Source organism: Pseudomonas sp. R4-84 (genome assembly GCF_054130985.1).
In genome coordinates, this window is record NZ_CP096390.1 from 2,435,360 (window position 1) to 2,455,980 (window position 20,621).

The following is a 20,621-nucleotide window of genomic DNA, read 5'->3' on the forward strand; positions in this document are numbered from 1 at the left end:
GCTCGCTGGCTCGACCTTTAAAAACAATAACGATCGGAGAGTGACATGGGAAAACTGATGAAAACCTTGCTGGCCGGGGCGTGCGCGACGGGCTTGCTGCTGACCGGCGTGGCCAGCCACGCGGACGAGATCCGTGAGCGGACCTTGCGATTCGCGTTCCAGAACGTCAAGGAACATCCCCAGGGCCAGGGCGCGCAGAAGTTCGCCGACCTGCTCAGTGAAAAGAGCGGCGGTAAGATAAAGGTCCGCCTGTTCCCTGGCGGAACCCTGGGCGGCGACGTGCAAACGGTGTCGGCATTGCAGGGCGGCACCTTGGACATCACCGTGCTCAACTCCGGCATCCTGGCCGCCCAGGCACCGGATTACGCCATGCTCGATTTCCCCTTCCTGTTCAACGACGTCAAGGAGGCCCATGCCGTCATCGATGGGCCGGTCGGGCAGAAACTGGCGGCACAGCTGGACAGCAAGGGGCTGGTAGGGCTGGGTTATTGGGACCTGGGGTTCCGTAACCTGACCAACAGCAAGCACCCGGTGACCAAGCTCGAAGACCTGCAGGGCTTGAAGCTGCGCGTCATCCAGTCACCGATCTACCTGGAAACCTTCTCAGCCCTGGGCGCCAACCCGGTGCCGATGGCGTTCCCCGAGGTGTACACGGGCCTTGAGCAGCACACCATCGACGGCCAGGAAAACCCGTTCACGGTGATCGAGGGCAACAAGTTCTACGAGGTGCAGAAATATCTTTCCGTCACCGGCCACATCTTCAACCCGCAGTCGTTGATCATCAGCCAGAAAACCTGGAACCGCCTCAACGACGACGAAAAGGCAATGATTCGCGCAGCCGCAGCCGAGGCGCAGACCTTCCAGCGTGAAGTCACCGAGACGAGCATGGAAAAGGCCAAGGCGGCGCTGGCCGGTGCGATGACCGTCAATGAAATCACCCCGGCCGAGAAAGACCGCTTTCGCGAGCGCGTGAAGCCAGTCGTCGACAAGTTCGCCAAGTCGTTGGACGGGGATCTGGTGAAAATGATGTACGACGAAATCAACAAGGTGCGTGCCGCGCAGTGAGTTGAAGCACCCCCACGGACGGTCCATACGAAGGGCGCCCGGACACTGTCCCGGCGCCCTTCGTTTTGCCTGGGGGCGGATGACTTCGATGCGCAACCAGTACGGTCGCGGCGTCTCGTAGGCCCAACCTGATGTCGTTTGTGGAACAGTCATGGCCGGTCGATGTCACAGGCATGCCTCCAGACTTGTTAGGCTATGGCACTTACTCTCGTTTTCACTTGGAACAGCGGGGCTTTTCAGACCATCACGCGCGCGTGCGTGTTGCATAATCAAAGGAGGTTCACGTGGGTAAAGATCCTGTAGACGATCTATCAGGAAAATCCCAGACGCCCGGTACGGAGGGGATACCTGCCCCTAGCGGCGAGGCAAATCTCATCGAAACAGACTACGTCATCGGACAGGACAATTTCCGCGGTGAGTTTTCTTTCTCCCTGGACATCCATGGCAAGGTTTTCCTCATCTCTGCCGCCACCGTTTTGTTGTTCGTCATCGTGACGCTGGCGCTGCAAAATGAAGTCGAGCCGCTTTTCAGCGCCATGCGCGGTTGGCTGACCCGGCACCTGGCCTGGTTCTTCATGAGCGCAGGCAATATTTTCGTTCTGTTGTGCCTGGCGTTGATCGTTTCGCCACTGGGCAAGGTGCGATTGGGCGGTCGCGATGCCACGCCCGATCATACCTATGTGGGTTGGTTCTCCATGTTGTTCGCCGCCGGGATGGGCATCGGGCTCATGTTCTACGGCGTAGCGGAGCCCATGTCGCATTATGCCGCCGCGATGGGGGGCGTGACGCTCGATCCCAGCGGGGTACGCACGGACTGGGCCCCCCTCGATGGCGCAGCGGGCGATATGAAAGGCGCTGCGGACCTGGCGATGGCTGCGACGATTTTTCACTGGGGTCTGCATCCCTGGGCCATCTACGCCATCGTGGCGTTGTCCTTGGCGCTGTTCTCGTTCAACAAAGGCTTGCCGCTGTCGATTCGCTCGATTTTCTATCCGTTGCTGGGGGAGCGCGTCTGGGGCTGGCCAGGGCATATCATCGATATCCTGGCGGTGTTCGCGACGCTGTTCGGGCTGGCGACCTCGCTGGGCATCGGTGCCGAGCAGGCCGCGGCGGGGATTGAACATCTGTTCGGCATTCCATCGTCCAACGTCAGCAAAGTGGTACTGATCATCGGTATCACGCTGATTGCCCTGTGGTCGGTTCTGGCCGGGCTGGAGAAGGGCGTCAAGCTGCTCTCGGAAATCAATATGGGCCTGGCGCTCCTGTTGCTGCTCTTCATCATCGTGGTCGGTCCCACCTTGGCCATTCTTACCGGCTTCTTCAAGAACGTGGTGACCTACGCTGAATACCTGCCCGCGCTGTCCAATCCCTTTGGCCGTACGGACGCCGAGTTCACCCAGGGCTGGACAGCGTTCTACTGGGCCTGGTGGATCAGCTGGTCGCCCTTTGTAGGTATGTTCATTGCGCGGGTCAGCCGGGGCCGGACCGTCCGGGAATTTCTGATTTCTGTCTTGCTGGTGCCTTCGCTGGTGTCGGTGCTATGGATGACCACTTTTGGCGGGACGGCTATCGACCAGGCCACCTTGCAGGGATTGAGTGGGGTAAAGGATGCAGTGTTGGAACTCAAGCTGTTCGCGATGCTGGAGGCGCTGCCCCTCAAGGAAATTTCCTCGTTGCTGGGCATCGTGCTGGTGATCGTGTTCTTCATCACTTCGTCGGACTCCGGCTCGCTGGTAATCGACACCATCACGGCCGGCGGCAAGGTCGATGCGCCTGTGCCCCAACGGGTTTTCTGGGCTGTCATCGAGGGCGTGATCGCGATTGCGCTGCTGTTGGGTGGGGGGCTGGTCGCCTTGCAGGCCATGGCGGTTTCGACCGGGCTTCCCTTTGCCATCGTTCTGCTGCTGGGCTGTATTTCCCTGGTGAAGGGATTGATGTCAGAACCGCGATCCTGATCGCCTGAAGATTGGCTGGGGCGAGGCGCGCCCCAGCGTTCAATCCCACAGCTGCCCGACCGCCACGGACGGGCTGTAATGGGTGGCTACCTGCGCTTGCAACAGCTCGGCCGTGGCCAGTGCATCGGTCAATGCATGGTGGGCGTGATAGGTGGGCAGTCGATAACGCAGACGCGTATCGGCCAGCCGGATGGAGGCCGGTGGCCGCCGCAACAGCCGGTCCAGCCAACGGCGACGACCCCTGACCCGCCATGCCTCCAGTTGCATCGTGTCAATGACCGGAAACTGCAGGCCCTCTCCAAGGTGACGTCGAAACGCCTCGTCCAGAAAGTCGCGCTCGATGGCCCGGTAATGCACCACCATGATTCGCCCCGCCAATGCTTCCAGCAGGTTGTCCATGATGTCGGGGAATCGAGGGGCATGACGGATGTCGGCATGGGTAATGCGATGGAATGTCACCGACTCATGGGTCAGCGTGGAAGGTTTGATGACCCAGTACAGGGCTTCGCCGCAACGTATTCGCTTGAGGGTAAAAGGCATCAGGCCGATGCTGACGATGCTGTCGCTGCGGGCGTTCAAACCAGTTGTTTCCAAATCCATGGCCAGCAATTCCACTTGTTCCAGCGCGGTCTGGCCGTCGATCACCCCTGTCTGGTAGAAACGCTGCAGCAGGGGATGGCGTGCTTGTCGCGCCAGTTGTTCGAAGCGCGCCGCCCAGTCCGGCATCGTCCGTTCGGTCGCTACTCGTGGGGCGTTCATCGGGATGGCCGGGCGTGACCGGGATAGCGGAAACGCAGGAATTTCTGGGCATTGCTCAACACCTGGAAGGCTTCCTTGAGATTGTGCCGCTCAGCGGTTGAGAAGCGCTCGGGCTCGATGTAATTATCCGGTTTGCGACCCTGTTCGATGGCATCGACCTGGTGCCGTATGCGCACCATCGACAGGAACTCCAATGCGTAGCGCAGATGCTCGATGGCCTCGGGTGGTACCCATTGCGTTTGGCCGATGGCATCGAGCCGATCGAATGAATTTTGCGCCGTGGTGCCACACGCCAGCGCGTGGATGCGGATCAGGTCGGTGAGGGGCGCCGTGCCACGGCCCTTGAGGTTGATGATCTGTTTTTGTTCCCCATCCGTTTCCATGACAAATGTACGAAAGAAACCCAGGGGCGGCGTGCGATTCAATGCGTTGCGCGCCATCGCCGCCAGGAAAGCCGGAGTATCCCTGGACTTCTGCGCGCAAAGCGTCTTGAGCGATTCGACCATGTCCAGCGCGCCATAGACCCCGTCCAAGTCAAAAAAGATGCAGCTGTTGAGCAGGGTGGCGGCGTTCGGTTTCTCGATCCACTGGCTGAAATAGCCACGCCACACTCGCAATGGCTGGCGCCACTGGACGTTGGTCGCCATGATCCCGCCCTTGCAGTAGCTGTAGCCGCATTGGGCGAGCCCGTCGCTGACGAACGCGGCCAGCTTGCGAAAGTAATCGTCATGCAGCGCTGGGTCGAAACGATCGTCCAGCACCAGGGCGTTGTCCTGGTCGGTGACAAGCAATTGTTCGTCACGGGCCATCGAGCCCAGCACCATGAAACAATACGGAACCGGTGGTGGTCCCAGTTCGCGTTCGGCCAGTTCAAGCAGGCGCTGGGTGAAGGCACGACCAATGCCCGAGATGGCGCTGCCGATCATGTGGGCGGTCGCGCCGTCGCGGACCATGCGAATGTAGGTCCCGCGTAGGTCGCGCAGCAATGAGCGAAGACCCTCGACACTGGTCTGGTTGGAAATACTGTTTACCAGGTACAGGCTGCTCTGAGACTCGTGTCGGATGATGTCCGACAGATTGATCAAGCCCAGCGTGCGGCCCTTGTGCATCACCGGAAGGTGATGGATGTTGCTCCTGAGCATGCACAGCATCGCCTCGAACAACGAGTCATCGGCCTGGATGGCCACCGGGTCGATCGACATCACTTCGCCGATGGTGGTTTCGCCGCTGCGGTTGGCGGCCACAACGCGGGTGCGCAAGTCCCGGTCGGTCACGATGCCGAGCATCTGCTCGGGGTGTTTCCCGGCTGGCTCAAGGACCACGACACAGGAAACGCTTCGTTCGGTCATCAATTGTGCGGCTTCCCGGACGCTGGTTTGCGGCGTAACCCAGACCAGATCCCGGGAAATCAATGCTCGGGACTTGAGCTGGATCAGCTCGCTCGCACGGCCTTGGGCCTCGACGGCTGACTTGAGCCTGGAATGCCCCTCGGCCTCGACAAAGTCGGCGAAACTGTCGTGCCGCTCGCATAACTGGGCGAATACATCCGCCGGAATGAAATAGATCAGGCTGTCTTCCAGGGCCTTGGCCGGGAAACGCACCCGGTTGCTGCGCAGCAAGCCCGCCTGGCCAAAGATATCGCCCTCGACCAGTCGGTTGTACAGTTCGCCGCTTCGCCGATAGATCTCGACTGCGCCGCTGCGTACGTAGTGCAGGTCATGAATGGCCGCACCTGCTTCGAGGATCGGGCTTGAGGCCTTGAAATACGCGACTTCGACGCGCCGGGCAATTTCCTCCAGGGTCTCCTGGGGAAGGGCATCGAATGGCGGAAAACGATGAAGGTGCTCACTGATTTCCAGTAATTCGATCTGCATGGGGCCTCGTGACAGTTCTGTTTGAAGGCCCAACATGCCAGACCATGGCGCCGCACACAAACCCGGGAGCGTGTACGGCCACCGGTTCGTTATTGAGCTTGAGGCACGGCCAGCCACTGCCCGATGACTTTCTGATAGCTGCCGTTGGCCTTGCTCAGGTGCAACCACTGGTCGACGTACATCTTCCAGGTGTTGTCGTCACGGGGCAGCAGATAGGCTTTCTCGCCATATTGCAGGTAGCGGGTAGGGTTGACGGCGCACAGGCCCGGCTTGAGTTTCTGCTGGTAGAGCGCTTCCGAGGCATCGGTGATCATGACGTCGGCGCGTTTGTCCAACAGCTCCTGGAAGATCGTCACGTTGTCATGGAAGGCGAGCTGGCCCTTGGGCAAAAACGCCCGCACGAACGCTTCGTTGGTGCCACCGGCCGGCTCGACGAGGCGTACCGACGGCTGGTTCATCTGCTCGATGGTCTGGTAGCGCGACTGGTCTTCGCAACGCACCAGTGGGATCTTGCCATCCACGTCCAGGGTGTTGCTGAAATAGGCTTTCTTCTGTCGTTCCAGGGTCACCGAAATCCCGCCCATCCCGATGTCGCACTTGCCCGCCAGCATGTCGGGCATCAACGTTTTCCAAGTGGTCTGGACCCATTGCGCCTTGACGCCCAGGCTGGCGGCCAGCGAGCGGGCCATGTCGATGTCGATGCCTTCGTATTCCCCCGATTCGGCCTTGTAGGTGTAGGGCTTGTAGTCGCCGGTGGTGCACACGCGCAGTTCACCTTGCTGGATCACTTTGTCCAGATGCGAAGCCGTTGGTTCGGCCAGGGCGCTGCCGCAGAATGCCAACAGGCCAAAGAGCGTCATCGTGCTTGTTATGATTTTCATGGGATGGGACGCCTCGCAAGGGAAGGGGACAAGACGGGGGAGTGTAGTAAAACTGCCGGCGGGCTGTCACTGGAACGTCGACGCGAATGCTCAGCCTGCCGTGCTCTCGCACGCCTGGAGGTTTTTCAGGTAGGCGCAGAACATATCTGCCATGGCATTGGCATAGCTCTGGACTTCTTGCCGAACGCGAGGCGTTGCCGAAAACCGTTTCCCCACGGAGCTGAGGGTGGCGATGATCAGCTCACCGGCCAGGGCGCGGGTTTGCATACTCGCGTCCGGCAGCACTTGCTGCATGAACGCATCCACCGATGCCTGCACTGAAGTACGTGCCGCCTGGTGCTCAGGCGCATCCCGATAAAGTGGCGCAGCGTCGTTGAGCGCGACGCGAATCTGCGCTTCGTCGCACTCGGACTGGATGAACGCCTGCACAAGGGTTCGTAACCGCGAGAGGGGCGGTGTGGAGGGATCTTCCAGAATGTCTCGCAACATATCGCTGGTCTGCCGCCATTCATCACTTTGCAGCCGAAACAGGATCGCTGCCTTGTTCGGAAAGTACTGATACACCGATCCGACGCTCACACCCGCTCGCTCGGCAACGCGGGCAACGGTGAAGCGTTGGGCGCCCTGACTTGCCAAAACCTGAACAGCCGCTTCTAGGACTGCCGCCACAAGCTCGGTGGACCGTGCCTGTTTTGGCTGCTTGCGTGAGGAAATCTGCGGGCTTGGGCGATCGGACATGGCGGCATCGGCCTCGGAAAAGGAATGCGAATAGGAAATACGACGGATTATTCGTATCTTGAATGCGACTAATTGATCGCATTTTAGGCGGCTGCGCAAGCGGCATTCAACTTCACTTCGCGTCCCTTTCCATGGGTAGGGTTATGACTCAAGAAGATATTCATCCGGGTGCCTCTGCGGCGCCCCCGGCAGCCGTCGAAACCAATCCGGTATTCAAGTTGTTGCCGCTCACGTTGACCGTGTTCATCGGTTTTCTCACCATCGGCATGCAACTGCCAGTTTTGCCGCTTCATTTGCACGACACGCTGGGGATGGGCACGTTGGTGATTGGCCTGGTAGTGGGTGCACAGTTCGCCGCGGCGCTGCTGTCGCGATCCTGGGCCGGCAATTTCGCCGACCTGCGCGGCGGCAAGCGCGCGGTCATGGTCGGGCTGGTGACGGCGGCGGTTTCCGCTTTGGTCTATCTGCTGTCCCTGGCGGTCGTCGCTACGCCGGTGTTGTCGGTCTGGCTGTTAGTAGGCGGTCGCGTGCTGCTGGCGATCGGTGAAAGCCTGATCGTCACTGGGGCGTTGGGGTGGGGCATCGGTCTTGTAGGGGCGCAGCATGCCGGCAAGGTCATGGCCTGGAATGGCATTGCCATGTATGGCGCGTTCGCCCTGGGCGCCCCGCTTGGCGTGGCGCTCGATTCGGGTTGGGGATTCATGGGCATCGTTGTGGCGTCGGCGTTTATTGCGCTGTTGGCCTTGGCGATTGTCGCCGGCGTCCGCGGCGTAGCCCCTACGGCGACCCGGCGCACACCGTTCTACAAGATGTTCGGCGCGGTATGGGTTCCCGGCATGGGCCTGGCGTTTTGCAGCGTCGGCTTTGGTGTCGTGACAGCGTTCATTGCCTTGTTATTCGCGGCCAGGGATTGGGGCAACGCTTCGCTCGCGTTCACGGCGTTCGGTCTGGCCTTCATCGGCGCGCGGCTGTTGTTCGGGCATCTTCCGGACAAGATCGGTGGCGCGCGTGTCGCATTGGTCTGCGTCGTGATCGAGGCCGTTGGGCTGCTGCTCATCTGGGGCGCCGATACGGCATTCATCGCCTATCTCGGCGCCGCGTTTACCGGCTTCGGTTATTCCCTGGCGTTTCCCGGTTTTGGCGTGGAAGCAGTGCGGCGTGCTCCGCCGCAGTCACGTGGCCTCGCCATGGGCGCCTATGTTGCCTTCCTGGATATTTCCCTGGGCATGACCAGCCCGCTGGCTGGTGTGTTGGCCAGTGGTTGGGGCATCGAGGCGGTTTACCTGGGCGGTGCTGTTGCGGTTGCGTTGTCGTTCGGGGTGGCCTTGATGTTGCTCCGAAGTCAAGAAATACAAGTTCAATACAAATCCTGAGCCTTGTTCAGGTTATAGAAGACTTTCTATCTCGCTTTTCCAGACAGGAGCGTTGCTCATGCACGTATTCGTTACCGGTGCCACGGGCTGGGTTGGGTCGGCCGTGGTGCAGGATTTGCTCGGCGCCGGGCATCAAGTCACCGGCCTGGCCCGTTGCGAAGAAAAGGTTGCCGCGCTCGCCGCCACCGGCGCGAGAGTAATTCAAGGGACGTTGGATGATCTGGATGTCCTGCATCATGCAGCGTCGGCGGCGGATGCGGTTATTCACACCGCTTTTAATCATGATTTTTCACGATTTGCCGAAAATGCCGAGCAAGACCGTCGCGCGATTATGGCACTGGGCGGCGCGTTGCAAGGCTCCGAGCGACCGCTCTTGGTGACCTCGGGCTTGTTCGGATTGACCCGGGGCGCCAGTGAGCTGGAAGTGGTCAGCCCGGCCTCGCCTCGTAAGTCCGAAGCCACGGCAAGGGATCTGACCGAGCGTGGTGTGCGCGTGGCGACGGTTCGGTTGGCGCCATCGGTCCATGGCGTCGGCGACTATGGATTCGTACCGATCCTGATTCGTCTGGCCCGTGAGCAGGGCGTATCGGCTTATCTCGGCGACGGTAACCATTGCTGGTCGGGCGTGCATCGACTGGATGCGGCACGGGTCTATCGATTGGCGCTTGAGCAGGGCGTGACCCAGTCCGTCTACCACGCCGTTACCGACGAAGCTGTACCCTTCAAGGACATTGCCCAGGCGATAGGACGTGGCCTGGGAGTGCCGGTCGAGTCCCGAGAGCGCGAGCATTTTGGCTGGTTCGCTCACATGGCGGGCGCGAACATGGCGGTGTCCAGTGAGTACACCCGCGGTTTGTTGGGTTGGGTGCCGAGCGGGCCGGGGTTGTTGGATGATCTTGAACATCCTGGTTACTACATCAGCGCGGAATGATCCCGTGGTCGATCGCGTATTTCACCAGGGCCGCGGGCTTGTCGATGTTGAGCTTTCGGCGAATGCTCAGGCGGTGGGTTTCGACGGTGCGGACGCTGATGTCCAGCTCGCGGGCCATTTCCTTGTTGTTGAAGCCCTGGACCATTTTCTTCAGCACCTGGGTCTCGCGCGGCGTCAGCTCGCTGTCGGTGTGCGGGTCGGTGGCGAGGCGCTGGGCGATCTCGGCGCTGTAGAAGGTGCCGCCGTTGATGATGGCCTCGATGGCGGCGATGATTTCCTTCGACGGCGAGTTCTTCAGGACATAGCCGCTGGCGCCGGCGCGCACGGATTCGCTGACGTACTCATGATTGTCATACATGCTCAGGATCAGGATCTTCAAGCCTGGGTGCTGCCTGCCCAGCAGTCGGGTCAGCTCAAGGCCGTTCATGTCCTTGAGGCCGATGTCCATCAACAGAAGATCCGGCTGGCAGCGTTCGACCATTTCGATGGCCTGTACACCATTCTCCGCTTCGCCAACCACATCCAGCCGGGGCATGACGGACAGCAGGGCGCGGATGCCGTCCCGGACCAGGGAATGATCGTCGACCAAGGCGACGCGTATGGCTGGAGACAGGGTCATCGACAAGGGCTCTTGTTGAGTTCAAGGCGCATCAGCTTTCCGTGGTGGGCATGGTCATGGGCAAGAGGATATCCAGTTCGCTTCGTCCTGGCACCGATGTCATGTCCAGCCGCCCGCCGAAATGCTCGACCCGTTCGCGGATATTACGCAAGCCGATGCCCGTATGGCCGCGCTCGACCTGTGGAACGTTGAAGCCCATCCCGTCATCCACAACGGTCAGTCGCAAGGACTGGCCGGAGCCGAACAGGGTGATGGCGACACGCTTCGCCCCGGCGTGACGCTCGATGTTGGTCAGCGCTTCCTGGGCGATGCGAAACAGCGAGACCGGTGCGCCGTTTTCCAGGCGACAGTCGAATTCGTTGCTTCGGTAGGACACTTCCAGGCCGCTGCGTTGCTCGAATTCGGCCGCAAGCTGGCCGATGGCGGCAGGCAGGCCCAGGGTGTCGAGCAAAGACGAGCGCAGGTCGTGGGAGATGCTACGGATTTCACCGATGGCTTCACCCAGTCGGTCCGTGGCGTTTTTCAAGATGCCCACTCCATTTTCCTGGCCGTTCTCGATGACGTGGCTGGCCAGCTCGAACTGGAACTTGATCGACACTAACAGTTGGCTGATGCCGTCATGCAGTTCACGGGATACCCGGGAGCGCTCTTCCTCTTGCAAGCTGACAATGCGCTGGTTCAAGCGCTGCAGTTTCTTGTCGGCCAGGCGATGCTCGCTGACGTTGAGGGTAATGCCGCCGGCGAACACCAGCAGCACTGCGATCAGAGCAATGGCGGCGATCGCCTGCATGGTGGTGTGGATGCCTTGGGCCACTTCGGCGCGGGCTTGTTGGGTGGCACGCTCCACGTCCTCCAGGTAAATCCCGGTGCCGAGCATCCAGCCCCAGCGATCGAGCATCACGACATAGGCCAGTTTGTCGGTCACCTGGCCGGAGGACGGCTTGTTCCAGGCATAACGCTGGAAGCCTTCGCCCGATTCGGCGCTCTTGAGCAACGCCTGGATGACGGGCAGGCCCTGGGGATCTTTCATGTCCCAAAGGTATTGCCCGACCAGTTCCGACTGCCGGGCGTGCATCAGGCTGCGACCCTGGCGGTCGTACACGAAGAAATATCCGTTGATACCGAAGCTGAGCTTGCGCAGCTCTTCCAGTACCTGCTGCTGTGCCCGCGCGTCGCCCTGGCCGTTGTCATACAGCGGCGCGATCAGGCTCTGCGCCATCTCGACATAGTTCTTCAATTCGGCGCGCTTGCTCGCCAGGATGCTGTCTTCGATCAGTTGCGCCTGTTGATCACCCAACTGGCGGTTGAGCGAGATGACCAAGGCACCGATGACAGCAATCGCCAGGACCAGCGGCAGGATCCCGAGAGCAACGATTTTGTGTTTGAGCAGCATCTTTACTCCAGTCCGGGCGCGGCGGGGAGGCGAATGGCGGCATCATATGCCAAACCTGTGCGCGCGGCATAAGACCTGTGGGAGCGAGCCTGCTCGCGAAGGCGATGGGGCAGTCAAATCATCATTAACTGACACGCCGCTTTCGCGAGCAGGCTCGCTCCCACAAGGGAATCGAGGTTCTACGTAGTACTACGGATTTATTTATTGACGGCATGCAGGGATATTGGGCCGGCTCCGAATAGCCGGGGCACACTATAAAAACAATCGCCGCAATCCATTGGATATCGGCAGGAGACACGCAATGACAACCCGTCTGGTTAAACACCTCGCCTGGTTTGCCGTGGCTGTTCTGGGAGCTTGTGCGCTGAGTGTCGTGGCCTTGCGCCGCGGAGAGCCGATCAACGCCCTCTGGATCGTCGTCGCAGCCGTGGCCATTTACCTGGTCGCCTATCGCTACTACAGCCTCTTCATCGCCAACAACGTGATGCAACTCGATGCGCGCCGGGCCACGCCTGCCGTGCTCAACAACGATGGCCTGGACTACGTCCCGACCAACAAGCACATCCTGTTCGGCCACCACTTCGCGGCCATTGCCGGCGCGGGGCCGCTGGTCGGGCCGGTGCTGGCCGCGCAGATGGGCTACCTGCCCGGCACGCTCTGGCTGATCGCCGGCGTGGTGCTGGCCGGTGCGGTGCAGGACTTCATGGTCCTGTTCCTGTCCACCCGCCGCAACGGTCGCTCCCTGGGCGACATGGTGCGCGAGGAAATGGGCCGCATTCCCGGCACCATCGCGCTGTTCGGCTGCTTCCTGATCATGATCATCATCCTCGCGGTGCTGGCGCTGATCGTGGTCAAGGCCCTGGCCGAGAGCCCGTGGGGCATCTTCACGGTGATGGCGACCATCCCGATCGCGATGTTCATGGGCATCTACATGCGCTACATCCGCCCGGGCCGCATCGGCGAGATCTCGATCATCGGCGTGCTGTTGCTGTTGGGTTCGATCTGGCTGGGCGGGCAGATCGCCGCCGATCCGGTCTGGGCCAAGGCCTTCACCTTCACCGGAATCCAGATCACCTGGATGCTGATCGGCTACGGTTTTGTCGCGGCGGTCCTGCCGGTGTGGCTGATCCTGGCGCCACGGGACTACCTGTCGACCTTCCTCAAGATCGGCACCATCGTCGCCCTGGCGATCGGCATCCTGGTCACCATGCCCGAGCTGAAAATGCCCGCGCTGACTCAGTTCACCGACGGCACCGGGCCGGTGTGGAAGGGCGGCTTGTTCCCGTTCCTGTTCATCACCATCGCCTGCGGCGCGGTCTCGGGTTTCCATGCGCTGATCTCCTCGGGCACCACGCCCAAGCTGCTGGATAACGAAACCAACGCCCGCTACATCGGTTACGGCGGCATGCTGATGGAGTCCTTCGTGGCCATCATGGCGATGGTTGCCGCCTCGGTGATCGAGCCGGGCGTGTACTTCGCCATGAACAGCCCGGCGGCGATCGTCGGCACTGACGTGGTGGCCGTGGCCCAGACCGTCAGCAGTTGGGGCTTTGCAATCACCCCCGACGCGCTGCAAGCGGTGGCCAAGGACATCGGTGAGACCACCATCCTGGCCCGTGCCGGCGGTGCGCCGACCCTGGCGGTCGGTATCGCGCAGATCCTGCACTCGGTGCTGCCGGGTGAGAACACCATGGCCTTCTGGTACCACTTCGCGATCCTGTTCGAAGCGCTGTTCATCCTCACCGCGGTGGACGCCGGCACCCGTGCCGGGCGGTTCATGCTGCAGGATCTGCTCGGCTCGTTCGTGCCGGCCCTCAAGCGAACCGAATCCTGGACCGCCAACCTGATCGCCACTGCCGGCTGCGTCGCGCTGTGGGGTTACTTGCTGTACCAGGGCGTGATCGATCCGCTGGGCGGCATCAACACCTTGTGGCCGCTGTTCGGCATCTCCAACCAGATGCTGGCCGGTATCGCGCTGATGCTCGCCACCGTGGTGCTGATCAAGATGAAGCGCCAGCGCTACGTCTGGGTCACGCTGCTGCCGGCGAGCTGGCTGCTGATCTGCACCACCACCGCGGGCCTGATCAAGCTGTTCGACGCCAACCCGGCGATCGGCTTCCTGGCCCTTGCGCGCAAATACAACGATGCCCTGGCCGCCGGCCAGATCCTGGCCCCGGCCAAGAGCATCGAGCAGATGCAGCACGTGGTGTTCAACGCCTACACCAACGCAACGCTGACGGTATTGTTCCTGTTCGTGGTCTTCAGCATCCTGTTCTACGCGCTCAAGGTCGGCATCGCCGCCTGGGGCACGAAAGAGCGCACGGACAAAGAAGCGCCATTCCAGGCCCTGCCGGACGCTTGATAGAGGATTGCAACGATGTTCAATGACTTGAGTCGCCTCGGTAAATACCTCGGTCAGGCCGCCCGCCTGATGGTCGGCATGCCCGACTACGACAACTACGTCGAGCACATGCAAACCAAGCACCCGGACAAGCCGCTGATGGACTACGAGGCGTTCTTCCGAGAGCGCCAAGAGGCCCGTTACGGCGGCAAGGCCGGGCCCAAGTGCTGTTGAGCTGAGGCCCATCCCTTGTGGGAGCGAGCCTGCTCGCGATAGCGGTGGGTCAGTTAATGATGAATTGACTGACCCGACGCCATCGCGAGCAGGCTCGCTCCCACAGTTGTTTTGGGCTGGTCTCAGGATTTTTGTACAGCACCGGTTCCCTTGTGGGAGCGAGCTTGCTCGCGATAGCGGTGGGTCAGTTGGTGATGAATTGACTGACCCGACGCTATCGCGAGCAAGCTCGCTCCCACAGTTGTTTTGGGCTGGCCTCAGGATTTTTGTACACCACCGGTTCCCTTGTGGGAGCGAGCCTGCTCGCGATAGCGGAGTGTCAGTTAATGATGAATTGACTGACCCGACGCCATCGCGAGCAGGCTCGCTCCCACAGTTGTTTTGGGGTGTCCTCAGGATTTTTGTACACCACCGGTTCGCTTGTGGGAGCGAGCTTGCTCGCGATAGCGGTGGGTCAGTTGGTGATGAATTGACTGACCTGACGCCATCGCGAGCAAGCTCGCTCCCACAGTTGTTTCGGGCTGGTCTCAGGATTTTTGTACACCACCGGTTCCCTTGTGGGAGCGAGCCTGCTCGCGATAGCGGAGTGTCAGTTGGTGATGAATTGACTGACCTGACGCCATCGCGAGCAGGCTCGCCCCACAGTTGTTTTGGGCTGGTCTCGGGATTTTTGTACAGCACCGGTTCCCTTGTGGGAGCGAGCTTGCTCGCGATAGCGGAGTGTCAGTTGGTGATGAATTGACTGACCCGACGCCATCGCGAGCAAGCTCGCTCCCACAGTTGTTTTGGGCTGGTCTCAGGATTTTTGTACACCACCGGTTCCCTTGTGGGAGCGAGCCTGCTCGCGATAGCGGAGTGTCAGTTGATGATGAATTGACTGACCTGACGCCATCGCGAGCAAGCTCGCTCCCACAGTTGTTTTGGGCTGGTCTCGGGATTGCGTACACCACAGATCGCCTTGTGGGAGCGAGCCTGCTCGCGATAGCGGTGGGTCAGTTGGTGATGAATTGACTGACCCGACGCCATCGCGAGCAAGCTCGCTCCCACAGTTGTTTTGGGGTGGCCTTGGGATTGCGTACACCACGGATCGCCTTGTGGGAGCGAGCCTGCTCGCGATAGCGGTGGGTCAGTTGGTGATGAATTGACTGACCTGACGTCATCGCGAGCAGGCTCGCTCCCACAGTTGTTTTGGGGTGGCCTTGGGATTGCGTACACCACGGATCGCCTTGTGGGAGCGAGCCTGCTCGCGATAGCGGTGGGTCAGTTGGTGATGAATTGACTGACCTGACGTCATCGCGAGCAGGCTCGCTCCCACAGTTGTTTTGGGGTGGCCGTGGGATTGCGTACACCACAGATCGCCTTGTGGGAGCGAGCTTGCTCGCGATAGCGGAGTGTCAGTTGGTGATGAATTGACTGACCCGACGCCATCGCGAGCAGGCTCGCTCCCACAGTTGTTTTGGGGTGGCCGTGGGATTGCGTACACCACAGATCGCCTTGTGGGAGCGAGCCTGCTCGCGATAGCGGTGGATCAGTTAATGATGAATTGACTGACCTGACGCCATCGCGAGCAAGCTCGCTCCCACAATTGTTTTGGGCTGGTCTCGGGATTTTTGTACACCACCGGTTCCCTTGTGGGAGCGAGCCTGCTCGCGATAGCGGAGTGTCAGTTGGTGATGAATTGACTAACCCGACGCCATCGCGAGCAAGCTCGCTCCCACAGTTGTTTTGGGCTGGTCTCAGGATTTTTGTACACCACCGGTTCCCTTGTGGGAGCGAGCCTGCTCGCGATAGCGGAGTGTCAGTTAATGATGAATTGACTGACCCGACGCCATCGCGAGCAAGCTCGCTCCCACAGTTGTTTTGGGCTGGCCTCAGGATTTTTGTACACCACCGGTTCCCTTGTGGGAGCGAGCTTGCTCGCGATAGCGGAGTGTCAGTTGGTGATGAATTGACTGACCCGACGCCATCGCGAGCAGGCTCGCTCCCACAGTTTCGGGGTGGCCGTGGGATTGCGTACACCACAGATCGCCTTGTGGGAGCGAGCTTGCTCGCGATAGCGGAGTGTCAGTTAATGATGAATTGACTGACCTGACGCCATCGCGAGCAGGCTCGCTCCCACAGTTGTTTTGGGCTGGCCTCAAGATTTGTGTACATCACCGCTCCCACACGGCTGGTCGAAACGCTTAGTCCGCCAACAACACCGCCGCATCAAACCCCACCCGCAAATTGCCCCAGTGACGGCCGCCGAAGAAGAATGGCACGTCGATCTCGGTCATGATTTCCCCAGTGTCGCGCAGGTAGGTCTGGAGCAGGAAGCGCTGGACGTTGCCCGCAGCGCGCAGGCCGATCGGGTCGTTGAAGATCCGCTTGTTGCGGCACACCGGCAGGTCAACCGCGCGGTCGCCGGTGGGTTGCTTGGACACCCAGCTGTTATTGACCGGGCAATACCCCTTCGTATCGACAATGAAAGAGACCTTGCCGCCCGGCGTGCTGCGGGTGAGCTTGTCGCATTCTTCCTGGCAGGCCCGGGCAAAGCGTTCGGTATAACTGGTCATGTATTGCTTGGGATCGGTGCCGGGAATCAATTGGTAATTCTGGTCGAACAGGTTGACACCTTCATCCTGCAACGCCTGCAAATGAACCTGCAGCGTGTCGCGGCATTCGCTGGCACGGGTGATGGCGGCGTCCAGCTTGCCGTGGCCAAGCACGAAGCGGCCCAGTAGCGTCTGGACCTTCTCCGCCACGCCAGACAGGTCGCGGGTGGCGGTCGCCGATTGCTGCATGCGTTGGTCAATCGACTGGCTGTCGGCGTGGATCTGGGTAACGCGTTCGTTGATGCCAGTGTTGGTATCGGCGAATTGCTGGATATGGTCAGCGATGTCGGCCAACTTGCCGTTGGTGGATTCGAAGTCGACGATCATGCTCTCGAAATGGCCAGAAGCACGCTCCACCACTTTCTGGGTTTCCCGGGCGCTGTGGCTGATCTGGGTGGTCTGTTCGTGGGTCGAGCTGACTTCCTGCAACATGGCGTCGATGTTACGGGAGATATCGTCGGTGGCGCGGCTGACGTTCTGCGCCAAGGTGCGCACTTCATCGGCGACCACCGCAAAGCCACGGCCACTTTCCCCGGCACGCGCGGCTTCGATGGCGGCGTTGAGGGCCAACAGGTTGGTCTGGGCGGAAATCTGCTGGATCAGGCCGACGATCGACTTGATGCTCGAAGAGCGCTGGTTGAGGGCGTCCACCAGCCCGGCGAACTCGCCGAGGCTGCTGGAAATCTCGCTGATGTTGCCGGTCACTTCCAGCAATTCGGCGTAGGAGTCCCGGGCCATGCTCAGGTTCTGCGCGGTGGTCCCGGATATGCCCTGGGTCTGGCGCGACACCTCTTCGATACGGCCCACGGCGGTATTGCTCTGCTCCATCACTTCCTTGGCGAAGCGCGCCTGGTGCGTCGCGCTGTCGCTGGAATCACTGATGTTCTTCAACGAGCGGGCCGATTCGACGGCGATATGGACGGTCAATGCCTGGACGTTGCTAATGATCTCGCGCTGCTTGGCCAGGAAACGGTTGCAGGTGGCGGCCAGCGTGCGGATCTCGTCGTGGGTCACCAGCGGCAGGTCCTTGGACAAGTCGCCCTCGCCGTTGGCGATCTCTTCCAGGGCTTTGGTCATGGCGGTAACGGGGCGCACGATGAGGTGGCGGAAGTACCAGACCATGAAACTGACCATGGCCAGCGTCAAAAGCGCGCCGAAGAGCAGCGCATGGGTGAGGCTGTCGAGGCGGTCTTGAATCTGTCCCAGCAGCGCGGCGTCAAGCTGGGCAGTGCGCAACTGCAGGACGATATCGGCGCGGGCGCTGAGGGCCACCCAATAAAGCAAGGCACTGACCGCGACCAAGAGGAAAAGGCTTGAAAGCTTTTTGGTGAGGGTATCGAAAAATTGCATTTCGATAGACTCATACAAGGCCTTTAACGTCTGCATCACAGCTCCAGGGAAAAATAGATTCGATGGCATACATTCGACCGAGAACGGCAAAGCTTTAGGGGGTTGGGGCGATTTGATATCACCCTGGGATTCTGACGCGGCCTGGCCCTGTCTTTTCGGTGCGAAAGGGATGTCAATAACTGTTGTTACGAATTAGACGAAAGTCGTACTAGCGCCTTGCCCGGCGACTGCTACGGTTTGAAGTGCAAAACAATAACAACAAAACAAGAGGGCGCTTCGATGTCCACTGAAAAACAACAGGCTGCGCGTGCCTACTGGACGGAAAATCTACGCTGGATGCTGGTGTTGCTGGTCATCTGGTTCGTGGTGTCGTTCGGTTTCGGCATCTTGCTGGTCGACTCACTCAACACCATCAGTTTCTTCGGCACGCCCCTGGGGTTCTGGTTTGCCCAGCAGGGGTCCATCTACGTCTTTGTGCTCGAGATCTTCTTCTATGTCTGGAAGATGAATCAGCTTGATCGCAAATATGACGTTCACGAAGACTGAGGGCGGCGCACATGGACACAAAAACCCTGATCTACCTGGTCGTAGGCGCCACCTTTGCGTTGTACATCGCGATCGCGATCTGGACGCGGGCCGGCTCCACCAGTGAATACTACGTCGCGAGCAAGGGCGTGCACCCCGTGCTCAACGGCATGGCGACCGGTGCGGACTGGATGTCGGCGGCGTCGTTCATTTCCATGGCGGGGATCATCGCCTTCGCGGGGTACGACGGTTCCGTCTACCTGATGGGCTGGACCGGCGGCTACGTCCTCCTGGCGATGTGCCTGGCGCCGTACCTGCGCAAATTCGGCAAGTTCACCGTGCCCGAGTTCGTTGGGGCGCGTTATTACTCGCAGACGGCGCGGGTGGTGGCGGTAATCTGCGTGATCTTCATTTCCTTTACCTACGTGGCGGGGCAGATGCGCGGCGTAGGCATCGTGTTTTCCCGCTACCTGGAAGTGGACATCAACACCGGCGTCATGATCGGCATGGCCATCGTGTTCTTCTATTCGGTGCTGGGCGGCATGAAAGGCATCACCTACACCCAGGTGGCGCAGTACTGCGTGATGATCTTCGCCTACATGGTGCCGGCCATCTTCATCTCGATGATGATCACCGGCAATCCGATCCCGCAGCTGGGCTTCATCAGCGAAGCCGCCGGCTCGGGGCAGAGTGTGATCGAACGGCTCAATGGCCTGGGCGCCGAGTTGGGCTTCTCTGCCTATACCAATGGCACCAAGTCGACCATGGACGTGTTTTTCATCACCATGGCGCTGATGGTGGGGACCGCGGGCCTGCCCCATGTGATCGTGCGGTTCTTCACCACCCCCACCGTCCGGGACGCACGCAAGTCTGCCGGCTACGCGTTGCTGTTCATCGCGATTCTCTACACCACCGCACCGGCAGTGGCAGCGTTCGCTCGTACCAACCTGCTGACCTCCATCCCCAACGTCAGTTATGCCACCGCGCCGGACTGGTTCAAGGCCTGGGAAAATTCCGGATTGATTGCCTGGGCGGACAAGAACAACGACGGCATCATCCAGTACAGCCCTGGGGCGGCGCTGGTCGGGGCGCCGAGCTTTACCGGCGAACGTGGGGCGCATGAGCAGCGGTTGCTCAAGAACCAGCTTTCGCCGGTGCCCAACGAGCTGTATGTCGACAACGACATCATGGTGTTGGCCAACCCTGAAATCGCCGGGCTGCCCGGTTGGGTAATTGCCTTGATCGCTGCCGGTGGGCTGGCGGCGGCGCTATCGACGGCAGCGGGGCTGTTGCTGGTGATCTCCACCTCGATCTCCCATGACCTGCTCAAAAGCAACATCATGCCCAGGATCAACGAGAAGCAGGAGTTGCTCGCGGCGCGTATCGCGGCCGGTGTGGCGGTATTGATCGCCGGATTGTTCGGCATCTACCCACCCGCATTCGTCGCCCAGGTGGTGGCGTTCGCCTTCGGGTTGGCGGCGTCTTCGTTCTTCCCGGTCATCGTCATGGGGATTTTCTCCAAGCGCATGAACCGCGAAGGCGCGATCGCCGGGATGATCGTCGGGCTGACCTTCACGTTCACCTACATCGTCTATTTCAAATTCATCAACCCGACGATGAACACGGCTGAACATTGGTGGCTCGGTGTGTCCCCTGAAGGCATCGGCACATTGGGCATGGTATTCAACTTCCTGGCGGCCCTGGTGGTGTCACGCTTCACCGCGCCGCCACCGGAGCACATCCAGCATCTGGTCGAGGACATCCGCGTACCGAGGGGTGCCGGCGCCGCCATCGATCACTGACCTTCAACGAGCCCCAAAAAGGAGAGGCGACCGATAAAGGGCGCCGGAGTCATCCTCCGGCGCCCTTTAATGCATTCAGAGTCAAGCGTGGAAATGTTGGAAAGATTTACTGGGAATCATTCTCAAAGTATATTCGCTCTCATTTCCAACCCTCTGTGAGTGCGCGTCTTGAATCGTTTCACCCCTT

The 20,621-nt window shown here is 60.4% G+C and carries 15 protein-coding genes; 8 read left to right on the forward strand and 7 right to left on the reverse strand.

Annotated features, from left to right (window positions below; translation table 11 throughout):
- Positions 1-45: 45 nt before the first annotated feature.
- Complete coding sequence (locus M1D68_RS11255; RefSeq protein ID WP_434563798.1) at positions 46-1,065, forward strand: TRAP transporter substrate-binding protein; 1,020 nt, start codon at positions 46-48, stop codon at positions 1,063-1,065.
- Between the two features lie 284 nt (positions 1,066-1,349).
- The gene (locus M1D68_RS11260; protein WP_434611164.1) at positions 1,350-3,020 is read left to right on the forward strand and encodes a BCCT family transporter; all 1,671 of its coding nucleotides are present in this window, start codon (positions 1,350-1,352) and stop codon (positions 3,018-3,020) included.
- A gap of 39 nt (positions 3,021-3,059) precedes the next feature.
- Here the strand turns inward: M1D68_RS11260 and M1D68_RS11265 are convergent, their stop codons facing one another.
- From M1D68_RS11265 to M1D68_RS11280, 4 genes are all read right to left on the reverse strand, one after another.
- Positions 3,060-3,779: a 3'-5' exonuclease gene (locus tag M1D68_RS11265; RefSeq protein ID WP_434611166.1), complete on the reverse strand. Its 720-nt coding sequence runs from the start codon at positions 3,777-3,779 to the stop codon at positions 3,060-3,062.
- Positions 3,776-5,653, reverse strand: a complete 1,878-nt coding sequence (locus tag M1D68_RS11270) for a DUF294 nucleotidyltransferase-like domain-containing protein (protein WP_434563804.1) — start codon at positions 5,651-5,653, stop codon at positions 3,776-3,778. Before M1D68_RS11270 ends, M1D68_RS11265 begins: the two co-directional genes overlap by 4 nt.
- A gap of 89 nt (positions 5,654-5,742) precedes the next feature.
- The gene (locus M1D68_RS11275; RefSeq protein ID WP_434611168.1) at positions 5,743-6,534 is read right to left on the reverse strand and encodes a transporter substrate-binding domain-containing protein; all 792 of its coding nucleotides are present in this window, start codon (positions 6,532-6,534) and stop codon (positions 5,743-5,745) included.
- A 90-nt stretch (positions 6,535-6,624) separates the two neighbouring features.
- The gene (locus tag M1D68_RS11280) at positions 6,625-7,272 is read right to left on the reverse strand and encodes a TetR family transcriptional regulator (RefSeq protein WP_457970705.1); all 648 of its coding nucleotides are present in this window, start codon (positions 7,270-7,272) and stop codon (positions 6,625-6,627) included.
- A gap of 143 nt (positions 7,273-7,415) precedes the next feature.
- Here M1D68_RS11280 and M1D68_RS11285 point away from each other — a divergent pair, with 143 nt between their 5' ends.
- Both M1D68_RS11285 and M1D68_RS11290 read left to right on the forward strand, forming a co-directional pair.
- Entirely contained in the window at positions 7,416-8,645 is a 1,230-nt protein-coding gene (locus tag M1D68_RS11285) for an arabinose transporter (RefSeq protein WP_457970382.1), read from the forward strand.
- 58 nt (positions 8,646-8,703) lie between these two features.
- Positions 8,704-9,576 (forward strand): SDR family oxidoreductase, encoded by an 873-nt coding sequence (locus M1D68_RS11290; protein WP_434700857.1) that lies wholly within the window; start codon positions 8,704-8,706, stop codon positions 9,574-9,576.
- On the opposite strand, the gene M1D68_RS11295 is transcribed toward M1D68_RS11290, so the two are convergent.
- A complete protein-coding gene (locus M1D68_RS11295; RefSeq protein ID WP_434674937.1) occupies positions 9,563-10,195 on the reverse strand; it encodes a response regulator in 633 nt (210 codons plus the stop codon). The genes M1D68_RS11290 and M1D68_RS11295 overlap by 14 nt on opposite strands.
- A 31-nt stretch (positions 10,196-10,226) precedes the next feature.
- Positions 10,227-11,588 (reverse strand): cache domain-containing protein, encoded by a 1,362-nt coding sequence (locus M1D68_RS11300; RefSeq protein WP_434611177.1) that lies wholly within the window; start codon positions 11,586-11,588, stop codon positions 10,227-10,229.
- Positions 11,589-11,889: 301 nt separating this feature from the next.
- On the opposite strand from M1D68_RS11300, the gene M1D68_RS11305 reads away from it, so the two are divergent.
- Both M1D68_RS11305 and M1D68_RS11310 read left to right on the forward strand, forming a co-directional pair.
- Positions 11,890-13,950 (forward strand): carbon starvation CstA family protein, encoded by a 2,061-nt coding sequence (locus M1D68_RS11305; RefSeq protein ID WP_045156376.1) that lies wholly within the window; start codon positions 11,890-11,892, stop codon positions 13,948-13,950.
- Positions 13,951-13,965: 15 nt separating this feature from the next.
- Positions 13,966-14,163: a YbdD/YjiX family protein gene (locus M1D68_RS11310; protein ID WP_072390895.1), complete on the forward strand. Its 198-nt coding sequence runs from the start codon at positions 13,966-13,968 to the stop codon at positions 14,161-14,163.
- Positions 14,164-16,346: 2,183 nt separating this feature from the next.
- Here M1D68_RS11310 and M1D68_RS11315 read toward each other — a convergent pair.
- The gene (locus M1D68_RS11315; RefSeq protein ID WP_457970383.1) at positions 16,347-18,143 is read right to left on the reverse strand and encodes a methyl-accepting chemotaxis protein; all 1,797 of its coding nucleotides are present in this window, start codon (positions 18,141-18,143) and stop codon (positions 16,347-16,349) included.
- Between the two features lie 243 nt (positions 18,144-18,386).
- Here M1D68_RS11315 and M1D68_RS11320 point away from each other — a divergent pair, with 243 nt between their 5' ends.
- Positions 18,387-18,653 carry a DUF4212 domain-containing protein gene (locus tag M1D68_RS11320; protein ID WP_420766769.1) on the forward strand — a complete coding sequence of 89 codons (267 nt, stop codon included), beginning with the start codon at positions 18,387-18,389 and terminating at the stop codon, positions 18,651-18,653.
- An 11-nt stretch (positions 18,654-18,664) separates the two neighbouring features.
- Positions 18,665-20,434 (forward strand): sodium:solute symporter family protein, encoded by a 1,770-nt coding sequence (locus M1D68_RS11325; protein ID WP_420766770.1) that lies wholly within the window; start codon positions 18,665-18,667, stop codon positions 20,432-20,434.
- Positions 20,435-20,621 lie beyond the last annotated feature (187 nt).

Bases quoted from the DNA above. Each gene is read 5' to 3' on its own strand.
- M1D68_RS11255 (WP_434563798.1), top strand. From the start codon at position 46: ATGGGAAAACTGATGAAAACCTTGCTGGCCGGGGCGTGCGCGACGGGC.
- M1D68_RS11265 (WP_434611166.1), bottom strand. From the start codon at position 3,779: ATGAACGCCCCACGAGTAGCGACCGAACGGACGATGCCGGACTGGGCG.
- M1D68_RS11270 (WP_434563804.1), bottom strand. From the start codon at position 5,653: ATGCAGATCGAATTACTGGAAATCAGTGAGCACCTTCATCGTTTTCCG.
- M1D68_RS11275 (WP_434611168.1), bottom strand. From the start codon at position 6,534: ATGAAAATCATAACAAGCACGATGACGCTCTTTGGCCTGTTGGCATTC.
- M1D68_RS11280 (WP_457970705.1), bottom strand. From the start codon at position 7,272: ATGTCCGATCGCCCAAGCCCGCAGATTTCCTCACGCAAGCAGCCAAAA.
- M1D68_RS11285 (WP_457970382.1), top strand. From the start codon at position 7,416: ATGACTCAAGAAGATATTCATCCGGGTGCCTCTGCGGCGCCCCCGGCA.
- M1D68_RS11290 (WP_434700857.1), top strand. From the start codon at position 8,704: ATGCACGTATTCGTTACCGGTGCCACGGGCTGGGTTGGGTCGGCCGTG.
- M1D68_RS11295 (WP_434674937.1), bottom strand. From the start codon at position 10,195: ATGACCCTGTCTCCAGCCATACGCGTCGCCTTGGTCGACGATCATTCC.
- M1D68_RS11300 (WP_434611177.1), bottom strand. From the start codon at position 11,588: ATGCTGCTCAAACACAAAATCGTTGCTCTCGGGATCCTGCCGCTGGTC.
- M1D68_RS11305 (WP_045156376.1), top strand. From the start codon at position 11,890: ATGACAACCCGTCTGGTTAAACACCTCGCCTGGTTTGCCGTGGCTGTT.
- M1D68_RS11310 (WP_072390895.1), top strand. From the start codon at position 13,966: ATGTTCAATGACTTGAGTCGCCTCGGTAAATACCTCGGTCAGGCCGCC.
- M1D68_RS11315 (WP_457970383.1), bottom strand. From the start codon at position 18,143: ATGCAGACGTTAAAGGCCTTGTATGAGTCTATCGAAATGCAATTTTTC.
- M1D68_RS11320 (WP_420766769.1), top strand. From the start codon at position 18,387: ATGTCCACTGAAAAACAACAGGCTGCGCGTGCCTACTGGACGGAAAAT.
- M1D68_RS11325 (WP_420766770.1), top strand. From the start codon at position 18,665: ATGGACACAAAAACCCTGATCTACCTGGTCGTAGGCGCCACCTTTGCG.